The organism is Nonomuraea sp. NPDC003707, from assembly GCF_053587055.1.
The window spans coordinates 169,998-182,432 of record NZ_JBSFNK010000018.1 but is presented as its reverse complement, the minus strand read 5'-3'; the positions used below and the strand labels follow the sequence as shown (position 1 = coordinate 182,432).

Genomic DNA, 12,435 nt, shown 5'->3' with positions numbered 1-12,435 from the left:
ACGTCCCGCGAACTGTCAAGTAGGGGATGTGCCTGAAATGCCGGGAAGAGGGTGGACTATGAAGTTTTGCGCCCGTCCACACCAGCTCCCGTCCCGCCTGGCGGCCGCGGCCGTCATCCTCAACTCCGGGCTCAGCAAGGTCCACGCCGACGAGCAGACCGCGGCGGGCCTGCACGGCATGGCCGCGAACACGTACCCGTTCCTGCGTGACATGGACCCGGTGGCCTTCACCAGGCTGCTCTCCAGAAGCGAGATCGCGATCGGGACCGCGCTGCTCGTGCCGATCGTGCCGTCGCTGGTGGCGGGGGCCGCTCTGACCGGGTTCGCGGCGGGGCTGGTCGGCCTGTATCTCAGGACGCCGGGGATGCGGCAGGAGGGCAGCCTGCGCCCGTCCGAGCAGGGCATCGGGCTGGTCAAGGACATCTGGCTGCTCGGCATCGGCATAGGGCTGGTACTGGAGGAACTCCAGTCCACCGACTAAGTCCGACAAACCCGGGTACGCGGCACCATATGGTACAAATCGGCTACACCTTGATGTCCGAGCAGACCCCCGCGCGGGAGCTGGTCGATCACGCCGCGGTGGCCGAGCGGATCGGCTTCGACTACGCGGTCATCTCCGATCACTACTTCCCGTGGATCGAGGAGATGGGGCACTCGCCGTACTGCTGGTCCGTGCTCGGCGCGGCGGCCCAGGTCACCCGGCGCCTGCCGCTCATGACGTACGTGACCTGCCCCATCATGCGCTACCACCCGGCCGTGGTGGCCCAGAAGGCGGCGACCATGGGTGTGCTGAGCGAGGGCAGGTTCACGCTGGGCCTCGGGGCGGGCGAGAACCTGAACGAGCACGTCATCGGCGAGGGCTGGCCACCCGTGGACACCCGGCACCGGATGTTCGCCGAGGCGATCCGGATCATCAAGCTGCTGTTCGGCGGCGACTACGTCACGTACCAGGGCGAGTTCTACGACGTCGACTCGGCCAAGCTCTACGACCTGCCGGAGCGGCCGGTCCCGCTCGCCATCGCCGCCTCGGGCGGCCAGTCCGCGGAGATCGCCGCCGAGTACGGCGACGTGCTGGTGGTCAACGAACCGCTGCCGGACGTGGTCAGGCAGTTCAACGCCGCGGGCGGGCACGGCAGGCCCGTGTACGGGCAGCTGCCCATCGCGTACGACACCGATCCCGAGGCCGCCAGGGATCGGGCACACCGCCTGTGGCGCTGGGCGGCCGCCGGCGGTTGGAAGGTCATGGCCGAGCTGCCCGGTCCGGTGAACTTCGCCGCCGCGACCGGCACCGTACGCCCCGAGGACGTGGCCCAGAGCGTGCCGTGCGGGAACGACGTGGACGCGGTCGTGCAGGGCGCCAGGCAGTTCGCCGACGCCGGGTACACCCATGTCGCGCTCGTCCAGATCGGGCACGACCAGCAGCAGCCCTTCTTCGACTGGGCGGAGAAGGAGCTGCTGCCGGCCCTGCGCGAGCTATGAGTTACGGGACGATGTTGACCAGCTTGGGCGCCCGGACGATCACCTTGCGGGGCGAGTTCGTCAGGTACGGGGCGACCTTCTCCGAGGCCAGCGCCAGCTGGCGCAGCTCGTCCTCGGTGATGTCCGGCGAGACCTCCAGCCGGTCGCGCACCTTGCCCGCCACCTGCACCACGCAGGTGACCGACTCCTGCACCAGCAGCGCGGGCTCGGCCACCGGCCACCCGGCGAAGGCGACGGCGCCGGTGCGGCCCAGCCGCTCCCAGCCCTCCTCGGAGGTGTACGGGGCCACCAGCGACAGCATGATCGCCAGCGTCTCCGCGGCCTCGCGCACCGCCGGGTCACCGGCGCCGGGGCCGACGTCGATGGCCTTGCGCGTGGCCGAGGTCAGCTCCATCATGCGCGCCACCGCGACGTTGAAGCGGTAGGACTCGACCAGCTTGGTGACCTCGTCGATCGTGCGGTGGGTGACCTTGCGCAGCTCCACGTCGCCGCCCTCGAACGCCACGCCGGGCGCGCTGTCCACCTCGGACATGACGCGCAGCGCGCGGGCCAGGAACTTCAGCGACGCCGCCGGCGAGAGGTCGGCCCAGTCGATGTCGTCCTCGGGCGGCCCGGCGAAGACCATGGTCAGGCGCACGGCGTCGACGCCGAAGTCGTCGATCTGCTGCCCCAGATCGACGCCGTTGCCCAGGGACTTGGACATGGCCTTGCCGCCGTTGATCACCTGGCCCTGGTTCAGCATGCGCCGGAACGGCTCGGTGAAGTCGACCATGCCCATGTCGTGCAGGACCTTGGTGAAGAACCGCGAGTAGAGCAGGTGCAGCACCGCGTGCTCGATGCCGCCGACGTACTGGTCGATCGGGCCCCACTTGCGCACCCGCTCGACGTCGAACGGGCCCTCGGTGTAGCCGGGCGAGCAGTAACGCAGGTAGTACCACGACGAGTCGACGAACGTGTCCATCGTGTCGGTGTCGCGCTTGGCCGCACCGCCGCACTTGGGGCACTCGACGTTGACCCACTCGGTGGCGCTGGCCAGCGGGGAGACGCCCTTGGGGGCCAGTGCCTCGCCGCGCATGTCGGGCAGCGTGACCGGCAGCTGCTCGTCGGGGACGGGCACCTCGCCGCAGTCGCCGCAGTGGATGATCGGGATCGGGGTGCCCCAGAACCGCTGGCGGGACAGCAGCCAGTCGCGCAGCCGGTAGTTGACCGCGCCCGTGCCCCTGCCCTCGCGCTCCAGGATCTCGATGATCTTGGAGATGGCCTCGACCTTGGTCAGGCCGTCGAGCGGCCCGGAGTTGACCAGCGTGCCCTCGCCCGGCGTGGCCTCGCCGGTCTCGCCCGGGTCCGCCAGGCCGGTGTGCACGACGACCTTCACCGGCAGCTCGAACCTCACCGCGAAGTCCAGGTCGCGCTGGTCGTGGGCGGGCACGGCCATGATGGCGCCGTGGCCGTAGTCGGACAGCACGTAGTCGGCCGCCCAGACCGGGATGCGCTCGCCGTTGACCGGGTTGACCGCGTAGCGGCCCAGGAAGACGCCGGTCTTCTCCTTGTCGGTGGACAGCCGCTCGATGTCGCTCAGCTTGGCGACCTCGGCGCGGTAGGCCTCGAACTCGGCGCGGTGCTCGTCGGTGACGATCTCGTCGGCCAGCTTGGCGTCCACGGCGACCACGAAGAAGGTGGCGCCGAACAGCGTGTCGGGCCGCGTGGTGTAGACGTGGACCGGCTCCTCGCGGCCCTCGATCTCGAACAGCACGTCGGCGCCCTCGGAGCGGCCGATCCAGTTGCGCTGCATGGTCAGCAGCCGCTCGGACCAGCCCTCCTGCAGCTGGTCCATGTCGTCCAGCAGGCGCTGCGCGTAGTCAGTGATCTTGAAGTACCACTGCGTCAGCTCGCGGCGGACGACGTCGGCGCCGCAGCGCTCGCACTTGCCGGCCACGACCTGCTCGTTGGCCAGCACGGTCTGGTCGTTGGGGCACCAGTTGACCAGGCCGCCCTTGCGGTAGGCCAGGCCGCGCTCGAAGAACCGGTTGAACAGCCACTGGTTCCAGCGGTAGTAGTCGGGGTCGCTGGTGTGCAGACGGCGCGACCAGTCGAAGGACAGCGCGTAGCGCTTGAACGAGGTGACCTGCGTCTCGATGTTGGCGTAGGTCCACTCGGCCGGGTGGGCGTTCCGCTTGATCGCGGCGTTCTCCGCCGGCAGGCCGAAGGAGTCCCACCCGATCGGGTGCATGACGTTGTAACCCTGCTGGTACCAGTAACGAGCGACCACGTCGCCCAGCCCGAAGGCCTCGGCGTGCCCCATGTGCAGGTCGCCGGACGGGTAGGGGAACATGTCGAGCATGTAGCGGCGCTCGCGCGGGTCAGCCGGGTCTTCGCTCGCCCGGTAGGGTTCCTGCTCCTCCCACCGCTGCTGCCACTTGGCCTGCAGCGCCTGCGGATCGTACTCACTCACGGCTACTGTCCTTCTGGCTTGATTCGGACCCCATAAGAAAACCCCCCGTGCACACAACGAGGGGTAGCCGCGACGGCGAGAATCTTCAGGGCCGTCGCGGCCCGCTAAGAAGCAGGGTCGCGGAACGCATGTGTCAAGCCTAGCGCACGTCTTCGGCTGAATGCAGATACTCGATCGAGGTCCGCAGGCACAATGGACCCTTCAGGTCCAGCGAGACCTGATGGTGATGTATCCGTTGTGACCTCATTCGTCCCCTATGAATACCCTTGTCACCGTGGTGTACCCAGCTGAGCCCGAGCGACCGGAGGCAGGCCTGCCCATGCAGGACCCGCCGACGGATCCGCACGGCTTCGCTCGTTTCGCTGCGGAACCACCTGTATCTCCTGGAAAATCCCATGAGATCATGCCTGGTACGTCAAATCCGGATATAACGGGCTATCCGGACAGATACTCGGGAGGGCCGGCAGCAATGGCAACGGAGAATTCCGGACCACACCTGCCACCGTCCTGGCCAGACGCACCGCGCCGCGACGCGCCCGGCTCCCCCGCAACGGAGGTCCCCATGTCCTGGCCCGAGGCCCCGAGGTCCGCTCAGCAGGACCCGGCGTGGCCCGAGCCGCCGCGCACGGACGACTCCTGGCCGGAGCCACCCCGCAGGTCCCGCCCCGAGCCCGCCCGTTCCGAGGCCGGGGGCCCGCAGTCGTGGCCGGACCTGCCGCCCCAGGGCGCCACCGGACCCTCCTGGCCGGCCCCGCCGGCCCGCGACGCCACCGGCCCCTCCTGGCCCGAGCCCTCCCCGCAGGGCGCCTCCGGCCCTTCCTCCTGGCCGGACGTGCCGCCCACGAGCGCGGCGGGCCCATCCTCCTGGCCCGACTCGTCGCCGCAGAGCGCCGGACCGTCCTCCTGGCCGGAGGCGTCCCCGCAGAGCGCGCCGACCGCCTGGCCCGACTCTCCTCCGCAGAACGGCCCCTCCTCCTGGTCCGACTCCCCGCCGCAGAACGGCCCGTCCTCGTGGCCGGATGCCGCACCGCAGGGCGGGCGGTCCTCCCGGCCCGACCTTCCGCTCCCCGGCGGACCGTCGCCGCTCCCGGGCGGGCCGTCCTCGCTCCCCGGCGGGCCGTCCTCATGGCCGGACGGGCCTCAGCAGGGCAGCGCCGGTCCGGCCTCCTGGTCCGAGGCTCCGGCGCGGGGCGGCTCGGAGTTCCCCCCGCGAGGCGGGGAGCGCCCGGTGCCGGACCCGATCCCCGCGTGGGAGCAGCCGCCGGACCCGATCCCGGCGTGGGAACAGCCGCCCCCGGCCGCCGGCTCCTGGTCGAACCTCTCCTCCCCCGCCCCCTGGCCCCCCGCCGAGCGGGACAACGCCGGCTCCCCGGAGCAGGCGACGGCCATGTACCAGGTCGACGACCTTCCGCAGGGCGCGCACGCGCCGCCCCGGCATGCACACCCTTCCGAAGAGCGGACGATGACGTACGCCCAGCACACGGAGAACCTGCTCAACGACCGCGCCACCCCCTCCCCCACCATGGACTCATCGAACATCAGCGCCACACCCCCCGCCGAGGACACCGGCGCCCCGCGCCCCGGCTCGAACCTGAACCGCGACCCCTCGGACCCCGACCGCCCGTTCGTGACCGCAGGCCAGATCAGCGGCTCCCGCACACCGCCGCCGGAGCGCCAGCAGGAGCTCTGGAACACCGTCTTCGGCGACGACTACCAGGCCATGGGCGACGAGGACTCCCTGGAGGAGGAGAGTCAGGGCAGGCCCATCTGGATCTACGCGCTCGGCGGCTCCGTGGCGATCGCGCTGGTCGCGGCGCTGCTGTGGGCGTTCCTCGCCGGCCCGCTGGCCGGTGACGACCCGGCGGCCTCCAACACCGTGGCCGAGAAGCCCACGACCCCGCAGAAGCCGAGCTCCACGAGGACCTCGACCACGATCGGCGCGCTGCCGAAGTACCCGGGCAAGGCCGCCCCGGTCCTCGGCAGGGTGCCCGACGCCGCCGCCGGGATCTCCCTCCCGCGCCTGGGCGGCACGTGGCGGCTGGACACGCGTACCACCGTCAAGGCCACGTACAACTACGACACCCGCCAGTTCGTCCCGATCACGCAGGACACGAGCGCCCAGCTCATGTCGGGCCCGCTGCCGCAGAAGCTGGCCTCGTACTACGAGAAGGACAACCTGGAGCCGGTCATCAAGCAGGTGGTGCTGGACGCGCGCAAGCGCTTCTTCCCCACCGGCAACAAGGTCCGCAAGATCGCCCAGCAGCCGATCAAGGTGGGCGACAACACGGGACGGCTGATCGCGTACTCGCTGACGTCGGAGACCGAGAAGGCCACGATCGTGACGATGGCCGTCAACACCGGCGGCAACCTCCCGGCCATCGTCTACATGTCGATCCCGGCGGACAGCAAGCAGCTCCTGCCCGACATCCGCACGGTCATGAACCAGCTGAGGATCGGCGCCCAGGGCTGATCAGAAGTCGCACTCCATGTGCTTGATCCCGTTGATGAACATGGAGTGCAGCCGGTCGGGACGGCCGCCCTCGATGCGCGGCACGCGGCGCAGCAGCTCGCGGAACATCACCGTGATCTCCCGCCGGGCCAGGTGCGCGCCCAGGCAGAAGTGGGGCCCGGGCCCACCGAAGCCGACGTGCGGGTTGGGCTGCCGGGTGATGTCGAAGCGGTGCGGGTCGGCGAACACGCTCTCGTCCCTGTTCGCCGACCAGTAGAACAGGACCGCCTTCTCGCCCTTGCGGTAGAGGTGCCCGTTCATCTCGTGGTCCCTGGTGACCTTGCGGCGCATGAAGTTCACCGGGGAGGCCAGCCGGACGATCTCCTCCACCGCGCCGGGCGCGTGCCCGTCGATGTCCTCCAGCCAGAGCGCGCGCTGGTCGGGGTTGTTGGTGAGCAGGCGCAGCCCGTACGAGATGGCGTTCCTGGTGGTCTCGTTGCCCGCCACCACCAGCAGGATGAAGAACGACCCCAGCTCCTGCATCGTCAGCCGCTCGCCGTCGATGTTGGCGTTGACCAGGGACGACGTCAGGTCGTCCGTGGGGTTCTCGGCGCGGTGGGCGGCGAGGTCCTGCACGAGCTGCTGGAGCTCCATGCCGGCGGTGAGCAGGCGCTCGGCGAGCTGGGTGAGGTCGGCGCCGCCGTATTCGGGGTCGAAGCCGCCGAGGATGACGTTCGAGTGCTCGAAGACGAACCGGTAGTCCCGCTCGGGGATGCCCATCATGTCGCAGATGATCTTCAGGGGGAGGCGCGCGGCGACCTCGGTGACGAAGTCGCAGCCCGGCCCCTTCGCCAGCAGGTCGTCCACGATGCCGGCGGCCGCCGCCTCCACGTCCGCCTCGAACTGCTTGATCATCTTGGGCGTGAACGCGCGCGAGACGATCCTGCGCAGTCTCGCGTGGCGCGGGTCGTCCATGTTGATCATCGAGCCGAAGTACTCGGCGAACTCGGCGGGCATGTCGGGGATGTTCGTCGCGCCGCCGTCGCCCGAGCAGAAGACCTCGGGGTTGCGGCTGGCCTCGAGGATGTCGGCGTGCTTGACGAGGGCGTGGTAGCCGGGGCCCCTGGGCGCGAAGTCGATCTCCATCTCCTGGAAGAAGGCGGGGGTCCGCAGCGCGCGCAGCCGCTCGAACGCCTCCTCGCGCTCGCTCATGGGCCTGGCCCAGAAGTCGCGATCAGACAGATCGAAGTCAAGGACGCTCATAAGGCCATCTTTTGTGAAAGCAACCACTTACGTCAATGTGCTCATGGCCCGGAAAACCAGTGGCTCCCGGTGGCGGGCGGGCTCTAGGGTGGCGCGCATGACGTTCTTCTTCCACCTCCGGTAGCGATCCGCCGGCGGGTCGCGGACGACCCCACCGCCGGCGATGCGGGACGGCTGAGCGAGCGCCGTCCCGGGTCGCGACGTGGGAGAAGGACACGTGCATACCTTTGCCGTGGCCAGGGCGGTGCATGGCATCGAGCCCCTGGTGGCCACGGAGATTCGACGTTCCCGGCTGGGCGTGGTGCACGGGGTGCGCCATCGCGAGGTGTGGTTCGAGGCCGCGCCTGGGGCCGACCTGACGGGCCTGCGGACCGCGGACGACGTGCTGCTGGCCGCCGCCGTGGTGGACGGGATCGGCCACGGCCGCTCCGCGCTGCGCAGGCTGGCCCTCGCGGCCCGCTCCGTGAGCGTGGGAGGGCTGACGGGTAGCGGGGTGGAGGTGTCGGCGTCGTTCGTCGGGCGGCGCAACTACACCCGGTTCGAGATCGAGGACGCGGTCGGGGCCGAGCTGGCGCGGCCGCTGCGGCTGCCGTACCACTCCAGGAGGGACGGCGCGCGGCCGCCGCGGGACGCGATGTCGTGGCGGGTCACGATCGAGGGCGACCGGGCGCTCATCGCGCTGCGGCTGGCGGACCGGCCGCTGCACCGGCGGGCGTACAAGACGGACTCGATCCGGGGCACGCTGCACCCGCCGGTGGCCGCCGCCATGGCGGCGCTGGCCCGCCTCGGGGGCGCGGGGACGGTGCTCGACCCGTGCTGCGGCGCGGGCACGACGCTCATCGAGGCCCACGCGCTGGCCCCCAGGGCGCGTCTCCTGGGCTTCGACCACGACCCGGCCGCACTCCGCGCCGCGACCGCCAACGCACGGGCCGGGGGCGCAGCAAGCGCCGGGCTCGGGGGCGGGGCGGCGTTCGGGTGGGGGGTGGCGGACGGCGGGCGGATCCCGCTGGCCGACGGGAGCGTGGACCGGGTGCTGGTGAACCCGCCCTGGGGGCGTCAGGTGCCGCCCCGCGGGCTGCTCGCGCGGGACCTCGGCCCGCTCTGGCGGGAGGTCCATCGGGTGCTGGCCGACGACGGGCTCGCCGTGGCGCTGGTGCACGACGGGATCCCGCGCGGGTTCGCGCTGGAGGAGGCGGTCCGGGTCAGCCTCTCGGGGCAGCATCCGGAGATCGCGGTCCTCAGGAAAGAGGCGGGCCGCGTCAGGAGGTGAACCCCCGCGGGCGGACCTGGGTCATCTCGGCCGCGGACGGCGAGCCGAGCCAGTCCAGGATCAGCCGGTTGACCTCGGCCGGGCGCTCCAGGTGGAGGAAGTGCCCGGCTCCCGCCACCAGCTCGGCCCGCGACCCCGGGGGCAGGTGGCTCATCGCGTTCTTGGCCAGCTCGGCGCTCAGGCATCCGTCCTGGGCGCCGTGCAGGAACAGGACGGGGGCGGTGATCCCGCCCTCCAGGGCCGGGTAGCGGCCGGACGGAGGCGTGGTGCCGAGCATGGCCCGGTAGTAGCCGAGGGCCGCGCTCAGGTTGGCGGGCTGGCCGATGCTGCGCCGCACGAACTCCAGGTCCTCGCGCGCGTCGTAGCCGGGCGACCAGTCGCGCCAGAGGCCCTCGAGGAAGCCGGGGCTCGCGGCGGCCGCCTCGCCCACGGCCGTCTGGAAGAGGAAGACGTAGAACGACCGCTTGAGCTGCTCGTACTCCAGGAATCCGGCGCCGAGCGAGCCGGGCGGCGGCACCGCGAGCGTGACGGCGCGCCGGAAACGTCCTGCCAGGTGGTACACGGGGAAGGCGCCCCAGTCGTGCCCGATGACGACCGCGTCCTCGTCGCCCCCGAGCTCCTCGTGCAGCGCGCGGACGTCGGCGACCAGCGCGGCGTCCTCGTACGCGCCGTCGGCGGGCACCTCGGTGGGCGCGTATCCCCGCATGAACGGCGCGACCGCGCGGTAGCCGCGCTGGGCCAGCGCGGGCATCAGGTGCCGCCAGGTGTGCGCGGAGTCGGGGAAGCCGTGCAGGCACAGCGCCAGCGGCCCCTCACCCAACGACAGATACGCGAACTCCACCCCGTTGGCGTGGATAGTCCTGATCTCCATGACTGCGAAACCTAGCATTCGGCCCGCCTCAGGAGTACCACTACTCGAAGGGGGCTACCTCACAGAGGAGAACTCATGCGGCGGGGATGGGTGCTCGCGCTCGCGTCATTGACCATCGTGCTCGTCGTGGTGGACCTGACCGCCGTGACGATCGCGCTCCCCGACATCCGCTCCGGCCTGGGGGCGAGCCTGCCCGAGGTGCAGTGGGTGGTGGACGCGTACGCGCTCACGCTGGCCGCGGTCCTGTTACCCGCCGGGGTCCTGGCCGACCGCTACGGCAGGCGCCGGCTGCTGACGATCGGGGTCTCGGTCTTCACCCTGGCCTCGCTGGCCTGCGCCCTGGCCCCGACGGCGCCCCTGCTCGACCTGGCCAGGGGCGTGCAGGGCCTGGGCGCGTCGGCGCTGTACGGGACCACGACACCGTTGATCGCCTCCGTCTACCCCGAGGGGCCGGAGCGGGGCAAGGCGCTCGGGATCTTCAGCGCGGTCTCCGGCCTGGCCATGACGCTGGGCCCGGTCGTGGGCGGGGCGCTGACGGGGGTGTTCGGCTGGCGGGCGATCTTCCTGATCAACCTGCCGATCGGCGCGTTCGTGCTGGTGGCGCTGCGGCAGCGGGTGGCGGAGTCGCGCGGCAGGGGCCATCTCGACCCGGCGGGGATCGTGCTGGTCGCGGCGGCGCTGTTCGCGATCATCCCGGCGCTCATCCACGACCTCCCGTGGCTGCTGGTGGCGGGGCTGGTCCTGCTGGCGGCGTTCGTGGTCGTGGAGCGGCGCTCGGCCGAGCCGATGATCGACTTCGGGCTCTTCAGGAACGGGGTGTTCGCGGTCGGCTCGGGAACGACGCTGCTCATGCTGGCGGCGCTGCTGGGCGCGTTCACGTACCTCACCCTGTACGTGCAGGGCGAGCTGCACACCAGCCCCGTCGAGGCGGGCACGCGTTTCCTGGCCTTCAGCGCGGCGGCCGTCATCGGGCCCGTCGCGATCGGCCGGGTGCTGCACCGGTGGCCGATGGGCGTGCTCATCGCCGCCGGCCCGGCGCTGATCGCGGTCGCGCTGCTGGTCATGAGCGTCCCCGCGGCCGACCCGTGGACGCCGATCATGTTCGGGCTGTTCCTCGGCGGCCTGGGCCTGGGCGCCGGGAACGTCGTCGCCAACCAGGTCGGCCTGACCGCGCCGATGGACCGGGTGGGCATGGCCACCGGCGTCGTGAACACGGTCAAGCAGGTCGGCACGGCCGTGGGCGTGGCCGGGCTGGCGGCGCCGTACCGGGCGGGGGTCACCTCGATGTTGCTGGTGGCGGCCGGGCTGGCGCTGGCCGGAGCGCTGCTGCCGGTGGCGCTGCTCCGGCGCGCAGGTCAGAAGGTGTAGCTCATGTGCTTGATGCCGTTGATGAAGTTGGACAGCAGGTGGTCGGGCTCGCCCACGGCCTTGATGTGCGGCACGCGGGTGAACAGCTCGCGGAACATCACGGTCATCTCCCTGCGCGCCAGGTGCGCGCCCAGGCAGTAGTGCGGCCCGGGCCCGCCGAAGCCGACGTGCGGGTTGGGGTCGCGGGTGATGTCGAAGGTGTCGGGGTCGGCGAAGACGGCCTCGTCGCGGTTGGCGGAGTTGTAGAAGAGCAGCACCTTGTCGCCCTTCCTGTACCGCATGCCGTTCATCTCGTGGTCCCGCGTCAGCGTGCGGCGGAACTGGATCACCGGCGTGGCGTAGCGGATGATCTCGTCGCACGCGGTGACGATGTGGCCGTCGAAGTTGTTCAGCAGGATCGCGCGCTGGTGGGGGTGCTCGGTGAAGAGCCTGAGGCCGTGCGCGATGGCGTTGCGGGTGGTCTCGCTGCCCGCCACCACGAGCAGGATGAAGAACGACCCGAGCTGCTGCGGGCTGAGCCGCTCCTCGCCGTTGACCAGCAGGCTGACCAGGTCGCCCGTGGGACGCTTGCGCCGCTCGTCACCGAGGCGGGCGGCCAGCCGGTTGAGGGAGTAGCCGGCGCGCAGCAGCTTGCCCAGGCCCTTGGCGACGTTGCGGCGGGTGAGCTCGGTGCCGACGCCGGTGTACTCGGGGTCGGCGTTGCCCAGGATGACGTTGGTCTGCTGCAGCACCATGTCATGGAACTCGGCCGGGATCCCCATCATGTCGCAGATGACCCGTACGGGGAGCTTGGCGGCCACCTGCGCGACGAAGTCGCCCGGCCCCTGCTCGATCGCGTCGTCCACGATCTCGGCGGCGGCCCTGGCGAGGTCCTCCTCCATCTTCGCCAGGATGCGCGGCGTGAACGCCCTGGAGACGATCCGCCGTAACTGCGCGTGCTTCGGGTCGTCCATGTTGATCATGGAGCCGAAGTACACGCTCAGCCAGCGGGGCATGTCGGGGATGCTGTTGGAGCAGGGCTCGCTGCTGAACACGGCCGCGTTCCTGCTGGCCTCGGTCACGTCGGCGTGGCGCACCAGGGCGTAGAAGCCGGGGCCGCCGCCGATGAACGGCAGGATCTGCTCCCGCATGAAGACCGGGCGGTCCATCTGTCTCAGCCTGCGAAAGGCCTCATTGCGCTCGGACTGCGGCAGGCCCCAGAACGGGATCTGCGACAGGTCCAGGTCAGCGGACAGTGTCATATCACACAAGCCTTCTGCAAGTGCCCACTTACGTCAAGGGGC

The 12,435-nt window shown here is 70.9% G+C and carries 9 protein-coding genes; 5 read left to right on the top strand and 4 right to left on the bottom strand.

Translation table 11 applies throughout. From position 1 onward, the window contains the following. The first annotated feature begins 58 nt into the window (after positions 1–58). Positions 59–481: a hypothetical protein gene (locus tag ACWDRB_RS38345; protein ID WP_364258693.1), complete on the top strand. Its 423-nt coding sequence runs from the start codon at positions 59–61 to the stop codon at positions 479–481. A 29-nt stretch (positions 482–510) separates the two neighbouring features. After that, entirely contained in the window at positions 511–1,479 is a 969-nt protein-coding gene (locus ACWDRB_RS38340; RefSeq protein ID WP_449902213.1) for a TIGR03557 family F420-dependent LLM class oxidoreductase, read from the top strand. A 1-nt stretch (position 1,480) separates the two neighbouring features. On the opposite strand, the gene leuS is transcribed toward ACWDRB_RS38340, so the two are convergent. Continuing rightward, positions 1,481–3,931, bottom strand: a complete 2,451-nt coding sequence (gene leuS, locus ACWDRB_RS38335) for a leucine--tRNA ligase (protein WP_449902211.1) — start codon at positions 3,929–3,931, stop codon at positions 1,481–1,483. 562 nt (positions 3,932–4,493) lie between these two features. Here leuS and ACWDRB_RS38330 point away from each other — a divergent pair. Then, positions 4,494–6,401, top strand: a complete 1,908-nt coding sequence (locus ACWDRB_RS38330; RefSeq protein WP_449902208.1) for a hypothetical protein — start codon at positions 4,494–4,496, stop codon at positions 6,399–6,401. On the opposite strand, the gene ACWDRB_RS38325 is transcribed toward ACWDRB_RS38330, so the two are convergent. Beyond that, the gene (locus ACWDRB_RS38325; protein ID WP_350739250.1) at positions 6,402–7,643 is read right to left on the bottom strand and encodes a cytochrome P450; all 1,242 of its coding nucleotides are present in this window, start codon (positions 7,641–7,643) and stop codon (positions 6,402–6,404) included. It abuts the gene before it with no gap. Between the two features lie 217 nt (positions 7,644–7,860). On the opposite strand from ACWDRB_RS38325, the gene ACWDRB_RS38320 reads away from it, so the two are divergent. Further along, entirely contained in the window at positions 7,861–8,913 is a 1,053-nt protein-coding gene (locus ACWDRB_RS38320; RefSeq protein WP_449902205.1) for a methyltransferase domain-containing protein, read from the top strand. Here the strand turns inward: ACWDRB_RS38320 and ACWDRB_RS38315 are convergent. Next, on the bottom strand, positions 8,903–9,784 hold the full coding sequence (locus tag ACWDRB_RS38315; protein ID WP_449902203.1) for an alpha/beta fold hydrolase: 882 nt from the start codon (positions 9,782–9,784) through the stop codon (positions 8,903–8,905). The two genes, ACWDRB_RS38320 and ACWDRB_RS38315, sit on opposite strands and share 11 nt — an antisense overlap. Positions 9,785–9,859: 75 nt before the next feature. Between ACWDRB_RS38315 and ACWDRB_RS38310 the strand changes: the two genes are divergently transcribed. Then, positions 9,860–11,152 carry an MFS transporter gene (locus tag ACWDRB_RS38310; RefSeq protein ID WP_449902200.1) on the top strand — a complete coding sequence of 431 codons (1,293 nt, stop codon included), beginning with the start codon at positions 9,860–9,862 and terminating at the stop codon, positions 11,150–11,152. Here the strand turns inward: ACWDRB_RS38310 and ACWDRB_RS38305 are convergent. Continuing rightward, positions 11,140–12,393 (bottom strand): cytochrome P450, encoded by a 1,254-nt coding sequence (locus ACWDRB_RS38305; protein ID WP_449902198.1) that lies wholly within the window; start codon positions 12,391–12,393, stop codon positions 11,140–11,142. The two genes, ACWDRB_RS38310 and ACWDRB_RS38305, sit on opposite strands and share 13 nt — an antisense overlap. Between the last annotated feature and the right edge of the window lie 42 nt (positions 12,394–12,435).